This window comes from Cedecea davisae, assembly GCF_044095835.1.
Taxonomy (GTDB): Bacteria; Pseudomonadota; Gammaproteobacteria; order Enterobacterales; family Enterobacteriaceae; genus Cedecea; species Cedecea davisae.
Genome location: NZ_CP172054.1, coordinates 452,777 through 466,520, shown reverse-complemented (window position 1 = coordinate 466,520; position 13,744 = coordinate 452,777). Strand labels below are relative to the sequence as shown.

The window sequence follows — 13,744 nt, the reverse complement described above, 5'->3', positions numbered from 1 at the left end:
AAAGTGGCTATCGATAGTCGCTGGCCAGCAATGGAAAAAATGCCTCCAGGCTGCGGCACGATCCGCGCTTCGTTCTGCACGAAAGCGCAGGTGTTAGAAGGTTTTAGCCAATGCCGGCGCTTGCCGGGCGGCAGCTGTTTATGTCTGCTTCTACGCTGCGCCAGGCGTCAAAAACGTAACGGCTTAGCTTAAATCAACGTTCTTGCTGCCGAAGAACCAGGTCATCACGAAACCGGCAGCGTAAGCAATAAAGATCCCGGCGACGTAAACCGCCATTCCGGCGAAGATCCCCTGGCTGGAAGTCATCAGCGGGATAGACACCAGCCCGGACGGGCCAAACACGGTATTCAGCCCCACCGGCAGCCCAAGCCAGGCTACCAGCCCGATAAAGAACCCGCCGATGCCGCCGCCGATACAGGCGGTAATAAACGGCTTAAGGCGCGGCAGCGTTACGCCGTAAATCAGCGGTTCGCCAATCCCCAGCAGGCCGGGAATAATGGCGCCTTTGATTTGCGTGCGCAGCACCGAGCCTTTCTTCGAGCGGGCAAACAGCGCCAGCGCCGCGCCAACCTGCCCCGCACCGGCCATCGCCAGAATGGGGAACAGCGAGTTAAAGCCCTGGGCATCCATCAGCGCGAAATAGACCGGAACAAAGCCCTGATGAATACCGAATACCACGGCGATCAGGAACAGCCCCGCCAGCACCGCCGTGCCAAACGGGTTGCCGTTGAGGTGCATAAACAGCCACGACATGCCTTTAAACAGCTCGCCGCCTATCGGCATAATCGCCACGAAGGTTATCGCCCCGGTGATGAGCAGCGTGATTGTTGAGGTAAGGATCATATCCAGATTGTCGGGGATCATCCGTCGCACCTGGCGCTCGATCCACGCCCCGAGAATACAGGCCAGCAGCACGCCGATAATGTTGCCTCGCGGGTCGATAGCCAGGCCAAAGAAGGTGTCCATCCCCGCGTAATAGCCCACCTTGCCTTCCGGCACGTAGCGCAGGATAAACAGCGAAGCGATTATCGCCCCGTTCACGCCGGTGCCGCCAAACGCCTTCTGGGTGTTAAAGCCGATAAGAATGCTCAGGAAGGTAAACAGCCCGATGCTGAACACTTTCATGTAGGCGATCAGCTGCGGCAGCCAGGCCGCCGGCGTAACGCCTTCCACAATCAGGGTCTGTTGCAGCAGGGTCGCTATCCCCAGCAGCAGCCCGGCGGCAATAAAGCCGGGAATAAGCGGGGTAAAAATGGTGGCGAACTTAGTCAGGAAGTTATGCACCGCGCTGTTCTGCTTTGCCTTCATCTGCTTTTTGTTCTGGCTGGCTAGTGCCTGTAAATCGGCGCTTTCAGCTTTCTCCGGCTCGCTCACGGCTCCCGACTTCAGCATACCGTTCATCAGCTCGCTGGCGGTTTGAGCTTTGCCGGGGCCAAGAATAATTTGCAGCTGATCGTCGCCGTTGACCACGCCCAGCACGCCGGGGATGATCTTCAACTCGTCATGCTGCACGAGATCGCGATCTTTAAGCGTCAGGCGCAGCCTCGTCATGCAGTTGCCGCACAGTATGATGTTGCCGCTGCCGCCCGTCAGGCGCAGGATCTGTTCAATCATCGAGCCGGTGATTTTCGCCATAGCTATCCGTTTATCCCCTGCAATGCTTTACGTATAAAGCCCTGGTTTTTCGCCAGCAGCTCGCCCGCCGCTTCGGCTGACAGGCCGCTAAGCAGCATGAAGATCGCCGTTTTGCAGTGACGGTTGCAGGCGTTAAGCGCCTGCCCGGCCTGCTCCGGGGTACATTCCGTTGCCTCCACGACGATATTGACCTGCCGCTGGAGCAGCTTGGCGTTAGTCGCCTCTACGTCCACCATCAGGTTGCCGTACACCTTGCCGCTGCGGATCATCGCGCCGGTGGTTATCATATTCAGCACCAGCTTTTGCGCGGTGCCCGCCTTCATGCGCGAAGAGCCGGTAACCACTTCGGGGCCAACAACCGGCTCGATGGCGATGTCCGCCGCCAGGCTCATTTCACTGCCCGGATTACAGGAGATAGCCGCTACCGTTGCGCCCACGCTTTTTGCGTACGCCATCGCGCCAAGAACATACGGCGTGCGGCCGCTGGCGGCAATCCCCACCAGCACATCGCGAGCGTTAAAGTCCAGGTTACGCAGATCCTGCTCGCCCATTTCCCGGTTATCTTCGGCGTTTTCTACCGCCTGCAAAATGGCTGGATGGCCGCCAGCAATCAGCCCTACGACCTGCTCACGCGGAGTTCCATAAGTTGGCGGGCACTCACTTGCATCCAGAATCCCCAGACGCCCGGAAGTCCCTGCCCCGCTGTAGATAAGCCTGCCGCCGTGAGCAAAAGCCTCAACGACCTTATCCACCGCCTGCGCGATTTGCGGCAGCGTAGCCTCCACCGCCAGCGGCACCTGCTTATCTTCGTTATTGATAACCGCAAGCATTTCTAAAGTAGGCAGCGTATCGATCGCCGCGCTCGCCGGGTTGCGGCTCTCGGTGACCAGCTTGGTTAAATTAATCTTCATCGGGACATCCATTAGTGTGTTCTGCTGTGCATAGTATGGAATATTTTATTCCATGTGCGTGAGCATAATCACGAATATTTTATTCCAAACGAAGGGGAATAGCGGAATAACCCGGGAGGAAAAGCCGCCCCTGTGGGCGGCGAAAAAGGGAAATCAGGCAATGCGGGCGAAACCGGCTTCCAGGTCGGCTATCAGTTCTTCAACGTTTTCCAGGCCGATGTGCACACGCACCAGCGTGCCGGTGAAGTCTACCTTTCCGGCCGGGCGAATTTCGTTCAGCTCTTCCGGCTGGTTTGCCAGGATAAGCGATTCAAACCCACCCCAGGAATACGCCATATGGAACAACGTGAAATTATCGAGATAACCGGCAAGCTGCTCGTCCGACAGGCGATTTTTCAGCACAAAGGAGAACAGGCCGGAGCTGCCGGAAAAATCACGCTCGAAGAACGGGTGCCCCGGGCATTCGGCCAGCGCGGGATGATTCACCCGCTCCACCAGCGGATGAGCCGACAGCCAGCGGGCAATCGCGATGCTGCTTTCCTCATGCTGCTTCAGCCTCACGCCCAGCGTACGCAGGCCACGGGCGGCCATATACGCCGTATCAGCATCAAGCGTCTGGCCCATCAGGTATGAGTTCTCACGCAGGCGATCCCAGCAACGCTCATTGGCCACCGCCGTGCCCAGCATGCCGTCCGAATGGCCGATGGTGTATTTGGTTCCCGCCTGAATCGAAATATCCACGCCGTAATCCAGGGCGCGGAACAACACGCCTGCGGCCCAGGTGTTATCCAGCATGATGACAATTTCCGGGTTAACGGCGCGGATTGCCTTAATCATGCCGGGAACGTCCTGAACTTCCATGGTAATAGAACCGGGAGACTCCAGGAAAACGACCCGGGTATTCGGCTGAATAAGCCCGGCGATCCCGGCTCCGATCATTGGATCATAGTAAGTCGTTGAGACATTGAATTTACTCAGGATCTTATTACAGAAGTCCTGCGTTGGCTCATAGGCCGCGCCGGTCATCAGGATATGGTCTCCGCCGCTGACGAAGGCCAGAATCGCGTTGGTGACCGCAGCCGCGCCGCACGGATAAAGCGAGCACCCGGCTCCGCCTTCCAGGTCGGTCATCGCCTTCTGGAAGGAAAAATGCGTCAGCGTGCCTCTGCGCCCGTAAAACAGCTCGCCTTTCGCCCGGTTGGCGGTGGCAAATTTTTTGTCTTTAACACTGTCAAAAACCAGCGAAGAGGCGCGCTGAATTACCGCGTTTACCGCGCCCTGGGTATAGCGTTTTTCACGCCCTGCGGTGACCAGCTGGGTTTCAAGATGCATTTTCTTTTTCATAAGATTCTCCCGTTATTTCCTTAATTCATTCCATTCAGATGACTTAACCAGCGAGACTATCTGCCGCCAGCGGGGCGCTTGCTGCGGGTTCACCGCACTTCTTTCCGGCGAAGCGTTCAACAATTTGTGCCGCATTAAGATCGTGGATAACGTTGATGAGCGTGGCGGGTGCGTCAGTTATGGTGCCGAGCACCACCAGCAGCGGGATGGCCTCCATCGGCAGGCCGAGCGTGGTGACGATAAAGATTTCCCCGAGGAAGGCTCCGCCCGGTACGCCACCAACGATAATGGCGGACAGCACGGCAATCAGCATTGCGAGGAAGAAGGTTTCGCTGGTAAACGGCAGGCCGAGTACCGAATAGATAAAGACGATTTTCAGCGCGGCAATCATCGCTACGCCGCCTTTATTGAGATTCACCAGCAGCGGAATAGAGACATCGACAATTTCAGGATTGATGCCCATCGCCTTGCCCGCGCGCAGCGTAACCGGCAGCGTACCGAGCGAAGAGCAGGTGCCCAGCGCGGTCGCTGAAGGCTCAATAGCGTGCCGCCAGAAGGCCTTCACCGCCGGCACTCCGCCGCCAATCCACGAGTAGAAAATGGAACCCAGCACGTAGTAGATAAGGGTTGCGGCCATAAACAGCCCGATTGCGCGAGCGAAGGTCATTAGCAGCCCTGCGTCCTGGCTCGCCATAGTGGCAGCGAAGTAACAACCCAGGCCAATTGGTGCCACCTTCATGATAATTGAGACAATTTTCATGATAACGGTGTTGGCATCTTGCAGCAGGGCGGCGATGCGTTTGCCCGCATCCGCCGACTGGCCAATCGCCACCCCGGCGATAATAGCGATGACGATCAGCGCCAGAATGTTCGACTTGGAAAACAGGCCAACGAAGTCGCTGGTGGTCACCATGCTGACAAAATCCATCTCTCCCGCGCCGCTTTTAACCGAGTGGGAGAGATCGATAGTCACGCCCTGGGCCGGGTTGTACCAGAGCGCCAGCAGCACAATGCCCGCGGCAGGAATAAGCGCCATGGCGATGGACACAATAAAAATAACCACCATGATGCGGCCAAGCCGCTTGAGGTCGGTCATTCCCGCGATAGAAGACATCACGCTGACGCCAACCAGCGGCACAATTATCATAAACAACAGATTGAGGAATATTTGCCCGATGGGCTGTAATTTAATGGCGTAAGACGGGGCATAAATACCCAGCAGGCCACCGATAATAAGCGCAAATAAAAGAACGAATGATGATTTGTAGGGTTCGAGGCGTGTCCACATAAAGGATACCTTCTCAATAAAAGTAATAATAACTGGGACGAAAATCACAATTACCAACTGCTGCAATTAAATCCCCGGGGCTTTTGTGATGTAAATCACTAATGATGTATAAAATTCATTTTCCAACTTCTTTATTTACCTCAACTCAATAGTTACACTTTTATAATTGGATTGGTATGGGGAATTAATACCATTTCCGCAAATCACTTGTGAGTAAAAGGAAATAATGAGCGCGCCAATTTCACTCAAACACCTTGAGGTTTTCGTCAAAATTATCGACTGCGGGGGGCTGACTGAAGCGGCTACTCAGCTCAGCGTCTCGCCTTCTGCGGTGAGCAAGAGCCTGGCGGCGCTGGAGGATTTACTGGGCACTACATTGATAAAAAGAACCACCCGCAGCATTACGCTTACCGATGCTGGGCAATATTTGTTTAACCGCGCTAATAAGTTAATTAAGGAATTTGACGATACGCTGAATACCACATCCAGTTATTACAACAATCCACAGGGGGAATTACGCATAACCTGCTCTATTGCCTTCGGCTATGCCAGACTGGTCAACCTTGTGGATAAATATCGGGCGCATTTTCCGGATGTAAATCTTTATATCGACCTAAACGATAACTTTATTAATCTTAATGAATCCGACTTTGATATCGCCCTGCGAATATCCACCTCTCCGCCGCAAAATTACGCCATGCGCAAGCTGGCCCCTGTGCGCTGGGCCTACTGCGCCACCGCGGACTATCTCAGCAAGAAAGGAATGCCGGGCAAACGCACCGACCTGGTGACCCACGACTGCCTGGTTTACCCCGGGCTGACGCCGTTAATTAAAACCACCGACGAACACGATCGGCAGCATCAGTTAAAAATGCGCACGCCCATCCAGGCGAACAGCAGCCTGGTATTGCTCAAATCGGTGCTGGAAAACCAGGGCGTGGCCTACCTGCCCACTTACCTGATTGGCGACCATATTCAAAAAGATGAGCTCACCCCCCTGCTGCTGGACGGCATCATCACCTATGAAACCCACGCGCTGTACGCCCTCTACTTCCCGAGCAAATACAGCAACCCAAAGGTCAGATCGTTTATTGATTTCCTGGTTGAGCAACTTGCGCCGCAGCCAGCCTGGGACAGCTGGATACCTTAACGAGGCAGAAGTGGTTTGCAGTCAAACATAGCAAGGCTGCTTAGCCGGCACGATAAGTCGTGTAAATCTTTTGTACTTCAGGATTATCCAGGCTTTCATATGAGACATTTTCTTTGTCCAACCCATCCAGCCCTCTGATACCGCCGATAATCTGCGGCCAGCTATCACGGCTGGCAATACTGACGACAAAGGGTTGCAGATATCTATCCAGATGCCGTTTAGAAGGCTCCCCGATCTCATTGCTGAGCGCCCGCAGATAATCATCTTTATTGGTCTGCGACCAATTGATGGTAAATCCGGCCCGAAAAGCCAGTTCCATAAATACCAGCAGAATAGTGCGACCATTTCCGTCAAGAAAAGGGTGAGCAAAAGCCAGTAGCCCCATGACTTCACCCGGTTTGTTACGAAAGCTTGCCTGGTTACTTGCCAGAGAAAGCGCATATTCAGCCGCCCGGCGAATAGAATCGGGGCGTTCAAAAACAGTATGACGGGGGTTATCCTGAGAGCCTTTAAAGACGGCCAGATGCGGGACCAGATCATTGCGATCTTTTCCCGCCCAGGGATAGAAATCTGAGAAAAGAATTTCGTGGACTTTAAGAATCGATGAGTAGCTTACGACTTCCGTCTCAGCCAAATAAGCGAGTGCATCTTCAATACTTAACTCGAAAACAAGATGTTCCGCTCTTTTGACCTCATCAGGTTCTTTAAGCTGAAGAGCGTTTTGGAGGTATCCTGCTTTCGTAAAGTCACCAAAGGGGTCAAAAGTCATGCATTAATTATCTTACGAAAATGCCTTTGCTCACTAAAATAACGCCCCTGGATCTCAATAATCTCGGCTTTAGTTAGCACACCCCTTCTTCTGAGATTAACGAGTAATTGTTCCACATCATCCAGCTCCACAATATCGTCAGCAAGGCCGGTAATAGCAACGGCCATACGGCTTATGTCATCACGACCTGGTGTAACATCATGATCTTCAGCTATTTTTTTAACATAGTTTGCAACACTTTCGAGCATCATCTCGGCCATAGAACACCCCTCAGTTGTTGGTTAAATTTTAGCACATCGGGATAATGATGTCTCCAGGCGGCACTGGCTCGCCCCGACCAAGCTCAAACACTCTTCAGGTAGCAAAACTCAACGGTGCCTTGCCAACAAAGCCGCCTCGACTTTGGCTCGCGCATCGTCAAAACGGGGGCTGCGGGCCCTGAGCACTTCTTTCTCCCATAACGGGTTCAGCGGCACATGGTAGCCTGCGTTTTTGGCCTGCATCACCAGCTCCGCAAGCTCATCTTTGTTCTCTATTACGCACAGCGCGTTGAAGCGCCCTATCCTGCCGGGCAGAGCGAAGGTTGCCGGGTAATTACTTTCCGGGTCGGTAACCGGGTTAGCGCTGTCCGTCGCGTGGTGGACCACCGGCTCGCCTTTGCCCACCAGCGCCTGATTAATCACGCCGACCATATGCCGTACCCGTTGCGACGAGTTGCCCATCTCTTCGTCGCTCTTGCGGTAGAAGCTGGAGGCGTCTTCGTAGTCGCGCCTTAGCTCCGGGTGAAGTGGGAGCTTACTGTAGTTTTCCAGCCGCTGGCGGAAGATCTGATGCGAGACGTCCGGCACCTGCAAATTGTCCTCCCGCCCCAGGTCGCGGACGTGCGGGGCGATAAGCATTAAATCGTAATCTGCGGTGAAGGCTTGCGCCTGCGAATGCGGGGCAAGCACCTCAAGCGGCACGCCTTTGTGCAGGATGCGATAACGCGCTTCTCCGGGGCCCGGCAGCCGCTGCGCTTCAAACTCATAATGCTCTCCGCTTGGCCCACTGGAGCGGACTCTGCAAACGCCTTTTGCATCTTCGGCAGAGAATTGCCCGAGCATGCCGTTCTGAAACAGGCTTTGCAGGCGGCTTTGGGAGACGTCCAGCGGCACTGCCGCCGCATAGCCTTCGCGTATGCAGGACTGCGTTTGCTGGTTGAATTTGGCTATGCGCTCGCCTACGTCGCGCTCCAGTTTGCTGAAACGCTGGTCCACGCAGATAAACCCCGCCTGCGGCCCCCAGGAAGCGCTTTTCCCCTTGATATGGAACCCCTTGGTCGGGTGCCCCGCCGCAATCAGGTCCGTCGCCAGTTTATCTACCGGGCGAATACCGATGATGCAGTTGTATTCAGAGGCAACGCGCTGCAAAGGCAGAAGATGGGTGGGCACCATCCCCGTTTTAGCCGTGATCTGCGCGATCTGCTGCTCAAGCGCGTTGCGGCCAGGCCTGCTGGCAGCCTGCGTGGCACTGGCAGGAGGGCTGAAGGGAACAAGAGGAACGCCAACTTTCATTACGGGCCAGCTCCGGTGGGCATCAGGTATTTATCCAGCCCTGGCCTCGCCGGGGCAGCATCACGCAAAGGCACCAGGGTGGCGTGTGCTGCCCCTTTGCATCACCGTTAAGTGTTGTCTTTCACCGTTTCAGTTCCACCGTTGGTTTTCACCGAGGCGATACCCTTCTCGCGCGAGGCTTCGCTGGCGTACATCTGGCTGGTGCCAATCACCTGATGGTTCCCGGCTTTGAGGTTGAAATAGAACTTACCGTTGGCGGCAACCTTCCTGTCGTAGCGCTCATCTAAGGGGCTATTGGTGCGCACGGAGGCAATGCCGTTATCCGCCGAGCTGCGCGTTGTATACAGCTCGCTGGTGAGAATGACTTCGCCGTTTCCGGCCTTGAGAACGAACTTATATTGCCCGTCGCTGCTTTTGCTTAAGTCGAACCAACCTGACATGTTAACTCCTTGATTAAAATCATAAACAGTTAATGGATTGGGTGAACTACAAAATGAGTATGTACGAAAAACCTGCAACCTGCTTATTCCCGCTTTTACCCGGCCGGGACAAATGTCCTGACCGTTACGCCGATTTAAGATCCCGCTGGCAGTTTTCAGGCTAATCTGTTGGCAACGCAGGACGGGCGTCCTGTCCTTATTTGACGGGAAATTTTATATTGAGCAGCATGAAAAGCGAGAGCAGGCAGAGTGACTGGCTAAGCGTCATCGAACGAGTGACCGGCGACCCGGTGCTGTACGAACTGTTGAAGTATTGCCCCCTGGATATTTTACGCAGCTGGCAGCTGAAGCAGTTTCCCCGCGGGGCGCTAGTTTTCCACCAGGGTGAAATATGCGACGAATTTCACCTGATAATAAAAGGCGAGATTGACGTATTTACCACCGCCGACGATGGCCGCAAATACTCCCAGGCGCGCTATAAAAAAGGCGACATGCTGGGCGAACTGGAGATATTCGAACAGCGCCAGTACATCTGCTCGGTGGAAGCGGTTAGCGATGCGGCGTTATTAGTTTTAGCCCGGGAAGATTTTTGCCGCTGGCTGGCGTTAGATAACTACTTTAATCAAAAAATATTACAGGCCGTTAGCCACCAGTATTACCAGCTATCGAAAAAGGCCGGAGAAGACATTCTTTATTCGTTACATCAGCGTATTTGCCTGGTTTTATGGCAAAAGTTCCTGCAAATGGGGAGCAATACGCCCCAAAGCATTGTGATTAACAAGCAGCAATTAAGCGAGCAATTCGCCGTTGCGCCGCGCAGTATTAACCGGATTTTATCCGAACTGCGGGAAGAAAATATTATCGCGATTAACGGCGAGCAGATTCAGGTTATTGACCCGCAGCGCCTGCACCAGCACGCCGAACATTAACTAAAACGATAAACCCGGAGCCCTTTTAAATGGCTCGCTCTACGACCAGGTAAAACACCATGACCCAACTCCAGCCCCATATCCGGCTCAGCCGGGAGATGACGCACGCCCGTTATGCGCTGCTGCCGGGCGACCCGAAACGCGTGGAACACGTCGCCAGACATCTGGACAACATGGAAGACTTTGGCAGTAACCGGGAATACCGCTCCCTGCGCGGCTGGTTCCGGGGCGTGGAAGTCCTGGTGATGTCCACCGGCATGGGCGGGCCTTCAACCGCCATCGCCGTGGAAGAGCTGCGCCAGATTGGCGTCACCAACCTTATCCGCATCGGCAGCTGCGGTGCGATGCAAAACCATATTCGCCTCGGCGACCTGGTGATTGCCACCGCCGCCGTTCGCGACGAAGGCACCAGCAAGATGTACATCGACCCCGGCTACCCGGCCTGCGCGGACATCGGCCTGGTACACCACATGGCGCGGCAGGCTAAACACCTGGGCTACCCGAGCCACTGCGGCTATGTGCGCAGCCACGACAGCTTCTACACCGAGCGGGAAGACGAGATTAACCAGTACTGGTCCGCCAAAGGCATTCTGGCGGCGGACATGGAAACCGCTCCGCTGATGGTGGTCGGCTCGCTGCGCGGAATGCGTATTGCCTCGGTGCTTAACGTGGTGGTTGAACACAGCGGCAGCCTGGAAGAAGGCATTAATAACTACCAGCAACAGGAACATACCTGCCAGCAGGGTGAATCCCGCGAGATCTTACTCGCCCTCGAAGCGCTCTACCTTGACAGCCAGGAGCAGTAATCATGGATTTCTTCAGCATTAAGAATGTGATGGTCACCATCCCGCTCGGCGAAGGCGGCTACGCGCTGTCCTGGATTGAGGCCATCGGCACCGTTTTCGGCCTGCTTTGCATCTGGTTTGCCAGCAAAGAGAAAATAATTAACTACCTGTTTGGCCTGATTAACGTCACGCTTTTTGCCGCGATCTTCTTCCAGATCCAGCTTTACGCCAGCCTGCTGTTACAGGTGTTCTTCTTCGCCGCCAACCTTTACGGCTGGTACGCCTGGAGCCGCCAGAACGAGGCCAACGAAGCCGCGCTGAAAATCCGCTGGCTGCCGCGCAGCAAAGCTATAACCCTGGCACTGATTTGCGCCGTCGCCATCGCCCTGATGACCTTCTTTATCGACCCGGTATTCGCGGTGCTGACCCGCATTGCGGTGGGCGTGATGCAAAGCCTCGGCGTGGCGGTAGAAATGCCTCAGCTCCAGCCGGACGCCTTCCCGCTCTGGGACTCGGCAATGTTGATCCTCTCCATTGCGGCCATGGTGCTGATGACGCGTAAATACGTTGAAAACTGGCTGCTGTGGATAGTCATCGACGTGATCAGCGTGGTTATCTACGCCATTCAGGGCGTGTACGCCATGTCGCTGGAGTACATCCTGCTGACGGCAATTGCGGTGATGGGTTCCGTGGCGTGGATTAAGAGCGCTAAGCTGATTGGCTCCCGGCCTCTGGAATAATTAGTGTTGTTTATCGGGGCCGCTTAGCGGCCCTGACTTTTCAAGCCACCAACTCTGCTCATCCTCACATTACCGGCCTGACAACCGGCACTTCTGATTGACACAATACTTCAGCAAGAGTTTACTTATTTTTATTTAGTGGCACCCAGAGTTAATCTATGTCGTCAAAATTAAACTGGCTTTTGCAAAATCTTCTGCCCGGAGATCTCGTCCTGCAATCGTGGATGACCCGGCATGGCATCAGCCCGTCACTGGCACATAAATACGCGCAAAATGGCTGGTTAAACAAATTGCGTGCCGGTGTCTATGCGCGTGCGGGGCGGCAGCCGGAATGGAGCGATGCCGTTTTTTGCCTGCAACATCAGCTCTCCATCCCTGTTCGCCTTGCGGGCTTGAGCAGCCTTTCTTACCAGGGCCGTTCGCATTACCTGCAACTTTCGCAGAAGCAGGTTTGGCTGACCGTAGAAGGCAACGTAGCCCTGCCGAAATGGTTCAGGGAATTTCCGGGTGTGGAATGGCTGATTATTTCCGGCCTGAAGCTACCCAATCCTGGCGAAAAATACCGGACCAAATGCGAAGTAAGCGGCAAAACGCTCACGGCCAGCACGCCAGAGCTGGCGGCCTATGAAATACTCAGCGCAGTGCCGGGGAATATATCTTTTGAGCATGCCGCAGAATTGTTTCAGGGGTTGATCAATCTCAACCCGCGCAAGGTGCAGCACCTGCTATCTGTAAGCCAGTCGGTTCAGACAAAGCGACTGTATCTGTTTTTTGCTGATTACTATCAGCATGCCTGGGGTAAAAAGCTGGAGAGAGAGCATATCGATTTAGGCGCAGGAAAAAGACAGGTAATCCCCGAAGGGAAGCTGGATAAGCGTTACCAAATAACGATCCCCGAGGCGTTTTACAACAAGGAGAATTAATATGGACAGGAGTTCACCTTTTTACCGACAGGTCGCTCTTCTTGTTCGAACCTTGCCTGTAGTCGCTCTCGAAAACTGTTTTGCCCTGAAAGGCGGCACAGCAATCAATCTGTTTGTCCGCAATTTTCCCAGACTTTCTGTCGATATTGATCTGGCATATATCCCTCTCGAAAATAGAGATGAGGCACTGCCTCATGTTAGAGAAGCCCTTTCGCGAATAGCCTCCATACTGGAAACCCAAAGCGGGCTGAACGCAGTTCTACAAACCAATAATTCGGATGAAATGCGCATTATTGTTAGCTCTGAAGATGCACAGATTAAAGTTGAAGTCTCCCCTGTTGCACGTGGAACGCTATACCCGCCAGATGAACGGGATATTGTCGAAACAGTTGAAGATGAGTTTGGCTTTGCCGCTATCCAGGTCGTCTCACTTCCCGATCTGTACGGTGGGAAAATTTGTGCAGCATTAGACCGCCAGCACCCCAGAGATTTTTACGACGTGAAAATGTTGCTCGAAAGCCAGGGGATCGACCGCTCTATATTCAATGGTTTTATAACTTATCTGCTAAGCCACCCTCGCCCACTCGCCGAAGTTCTGGACCCTCGATGGAAGGATATTTCACAACTCTTCAGGAACGAGTTTTACGGCATGACGTTTAACGAAGTCGCGCTTGAAGAACTAACGGTAATACCGGAAAGGATGTTGTCCGCCCTGAAGGAGCAATTCACCCACCGGGATTTTGATTTCTTACTCTCATTCAAAAATGGAAAACCTGACTGGGCGTTAGCACCTGAAAGCCAGATCCAGCACCTGCCAGCCGTGCAGTGGAAACTGAGGAACATAAACAAGATGTCTGCCAGCAAGCATGCGAAGTCCCTGGAAAAGCTGGAAAATATTCTGACTAAATGGCTCTATTAGTTTACTTATATCCACATACTTACACCCAAAGCACCACTATGAAGTAAAAAGTAAACTTTCCCGTAAGCATTAATACAGTGGGGCTTAGCAACCCTTTTCTCGTCAGATATATCTGATATATAAAGCCTGATGAAAATAAAAAGCTTTTTGTTAATCTCGTTACTTTAAGCGACGGGGCACGCCTCTCTCAGCTTAATCATCTATGCTTTATTCACGGCTTAGCAGCTTCATTATTTTTAACGATTGTTAGACGACTATATTCACTTCCCTGAATCTCTGTTTACCCGTTTTAAATTTTCATTCAGACATAATCCTCCAATCAACCATGACCGCAGGATAACCTTATGAAAATATTATT

At 53.6% G+C, this 13,744-nt stretch carries 14 protein-coding genes; 6 read left to right on the top strand and 8 right to left on the bottom strand.

Annotated elements, in window-relative coordinates:
* Nucleotides 1-183: 183 nt before the first annotated feature.
* From murP to ACG1VR_RS02685, 4 genes are all read right to left on the bottom strand, one after another.
* Entirely contained in the window at nt 184-1,635 is a 1,452-nt protein-coding gene (gene murP, locus ACG1VR_RS02700; RefSeq protein WP_279051046.1) for a PTS N-acetylmuramic acid transporter subunit IIBC, read from the bottom strand.
* A 2-nt stretch (nt 1,636-1,637) separates the two neighbouring features.
* Nucleotides 1,638-2,546, bottom strand: coding sequence for an N-acetylmuramic acid 6-phosphate etherase (murQ, locus tag ACG1VR_RS02695; protein WP_395490168.1), 909 nt, complete (start codon nt 2,544-2,546; stop codon nt 1,638-1,640).
* A gap of 153 nt (nt 2,547-2,699) precedes the next feature.
* On the bottom strand, nt 2,700-3,890 hold the full coding sequence (gene metC, locus ACG1VR_RS02690; RefSeq protein WP_216376679.1) for a cystathionine beta-lyase: 1,191 nt from the start codon (nt 3,888-3,890) through the stop codon (nt 2,700-2,702).
* A gap of 43 nt (nt 3,891-3,933) precedes the next feature.
* Entirely contained in the window at nt 3,934-5,178 is a 1,245-nt protein-coding gene (locus tag ACG1VR_RS02685; RefSeq protein ID WP_395490167.1) for a dicarboxylate/amino acid:cation symporter, read from the bottom strand.
* A 226-nt stretch (nt 5,179-5,404) separates the two neighbouring features.
* Here ACG1VR_RS02685 and ACG1VR_RS02680 point away from each other — a divergent pair, with 226 nt between their 5' ends.
* On the top strand, nt 5,405-6,328 hold the full coding sequence (locus ACG1VR_RS02680; RefSeq protein WP_395490166.1) for a LysR family transcriptional regulator: 924 nt from the start codon (nt 5,405-5,407) through the stop codon (nt 6,326-6,328).
* 40 nt (nt 6,329-6,368) lie between these two features.
* Here ACG1VR_RS02680 and ACG1VR_RS02675 read toward each other — a convergent pair whose 3' ends face one another.
* The 4 genes from ACG1VR_RS02675 to ACG1VR_RS02660 all read right to left on the bottom strand — a co-directional run bounded on the left by ACG1VR_RS02675 (nt 6,369) and on the right by ACG1VR_RS02660 (nt 9,090).
* A complete protein-coding gene (locus tag ACG1VR_RS02675) occupies nt 6,369-7,097 on the bottom strand; it encodes a Fic family protein (protein ID WP_016538265.1) in 729 nt (242 codons plus the stop codon).
* Entirely contained in the window at nt 7,094-7,357 is a 264-nt protein-coding gene (locus ACG1VR_RS02670) for a hypothetical protein (protein WP_016538266.1), read from the bottom strand. The genes ACG1VR_RS02675 and ACG1VR_RS02670 overlap by 4 nt, the downstream gene beginning before the upstream one ends.
* 108 nt (nt 7,358-7,465) lie before the next feature.
* Entirely contained in the window at nt 7,466-8,650 is a 1,185-nt protein-coding gene (locus ACG1VR_RS02665) for an anthrax toxin-like adenylyl cyclase domain-containing protein (protein ID WP_395490165.1), read from the bottom strand.
* 107 nt (nt 8,651-8,757) lie between these two features.
* Nucleotides 8,758-9,090 carry a YegP family protein gene (locus tag ACG1VR_RS02660; RefSeq protein ID WP_172568956.1) on the bottom strand — a complete coding sequence of 111 codons (333 nt, stop codon included), beginning with the start codon at nt 9,088-9,090 and terminating at the stop codon, nt 8,758-8,760.
* 218 nt (nt 9,091-9,308) lie between these two features.
* Here ACG1VR_RS02660 and ACG1VR_RS02655 point away from each other — a divergent pair, with 218 nt between their 5' ends.
* The 5 genes from ACG1VR_RS02655 to ACG1VR_RS02635 all read left to right on the top strand — a co-directional run bounded on the left by ACG1VR_RS02655 (nt 9,309) and on the right by ACG1VR_RS02635 (nt 13,386).
* Nucleotides 9,309-10,019, top strand: a complete 711-nt coding sequence (locus ACG1VR_RS02655) for a Crp/Fnr family transcriptional regulator (RefSeq protein WP_395490164.1) — start codon at nt 9,309-9,311, stop codon at nt 10,017-10,019.
* 59 nt (nt 10,020-10,078) lie between these two features.
* Complete coding sequence (locus tag ACG1VR_RS02650; RefSeq protein ID WP_395490163.1) at nt 10,079-10,825, top strand: nucleoside phosphorylase; 747 nt, start codon at nt 10,079-10,081, stop codon at nt 10,823-10,825.
* Between the two features lie 2 nt (nt 10,826-10,827).
* Nucleotides 10,828-11,544, top strand: a complete 717-nt coding sequence (gene pnuC, locus ACG1VR_RS02645; RefSeq protein ID WP_395490162.1) for a nicotinamide riboside transporter PnuC — start codon at nt 10,828-10,830, stop codon at nt 11,542-11,544.
* A gap of 158 nt (nt 11,545-11,702) precedes the next feature.
* Nucleotides 11,703-12,467, top strand: a complete 765-nt coding sequence (locus ACG1VR_RS02640; RefSeq protein WP_395490161.1) for a type IV toxin-antitoxin system AbiEi family antitoxin — start codon at nt 11,703-11,705, stop codon at nt 12,465-12,467.
* A 1-nt stretch (nt 12,468) separates the two neighbouring features.
* On the top strand, nt 12,469-13,386 hold the full coding sequence (locus ACG1VR_RS02635) for a nucleotidyl transferase AbiEii/AbiGii toxin family protein (RefSeq protein WP_395490160.1): 918 nt from the start codon (nt 12,469-12,471) through the stop codon (nt 13,384-13,386).
* Nucleotides 13,387-13,744: the final 358 nt, after the last annotated feature.

What these genes read in the sequence shown, in the direction of transcription:
- ACG1VR_RS02680 (WP_395490166.1), top strand. Translation starts at nt 5,405, where the DNA reads ATGAGCGCGCCAATTTCACTCAAACACCTTGAGGTTTTCGTCAAAATT.
- metC (WP_216376679.1), bottom strand. Translation starts at nt 3,890, where the DNA reads ATGAAAAAGAAAATGCATCTTGAAACCCAGCTGGTCACCGCAGGGCGT.
- pnuC (WP_395490162.1), top strand. Translation starts at nt 10,828, where the DNA reads ATGGATTTCTTCAGCATTAAGAATGTGATGGTCACCATCCCGCTCGGC.
- ACG1VR_RS02635 (WP_395490160.1), top strand. Translation starts at nt 12,469, where the DNA reads ATGGACAGGAGTTCACCTTTTTACCGACAGGTCGCTCTTCTTGTTCGA.
- murP (WP_279051046.1), bottom strand. Translation starts at nt 1,635, where the DNA reads ATGGCGAAAATCACCGGCTCGATGATTGAACAGATCCTGCGCCTGACG.
- ACG1VR_RS02660 (WP_172568956.1), bottom strand. Translation starts at nt 9,090, where the DNA reads ATGTCAGGTTGGTTCGACTTAAGCAAAAGCAGCGACGGGCAATATAAG.
- murQ (WP_395490168.1), bottom strand. Translation starts at nt 2,546, where the DNA reads ATGAAGATTAATTTAACCAAGCTGGTCACCGAGAGCCGCAACCCGGCG.
- ACG1VR_RS02640 (WP_395490161.1), top strand. Translation starts at nt 11,703, where the DNA reads ATGTCGTCAAAATTAAACTGGCTTTTGCAAAATCTTCTGCCCGGAGAT.
- ACG1VR_RS02650 (WP_395490163.1), top strand. Translation starts at nt 10,079, where the DNA reads ATGACCCAACTCCAGCCCCATATCCGGCTCAGCCGGGAGATGACGCAC.
- ACG1VR_RS02665 (WP_395490165.1), bottom strand. Translation starts at nt 8,650, where the DNA reads ATGAAAGTTGGCGTTCCTCTTGTTCCCTTCAGCCCTCCTGCCAGTGCC.
- ACG1VR_RS02675 (WP_016538265.1), bottom strand. Translation starts at nt 7,097, where the DNA reads ATGACTTTTGACCCCTTTGGTGACTTTACGAAAGCAGGATACCTCCAA.
- ACG1VR_RS02670 (WP_016538266.1), bottom strand. Translation starts at nt 7,357, where the DNA reads ATGGCCGAGATGATGCTCGAAAGTGTTGCAAACTATGTTAAAAAAATA.
- ACG1VR_RS02685 (WP_395490167.1), bottom strand. Translation starts at nt 5,178, where the DNA reads ATGTGGACACGCCTCGAACCCTACAAATCATCATTCGTTCTTTTATTT.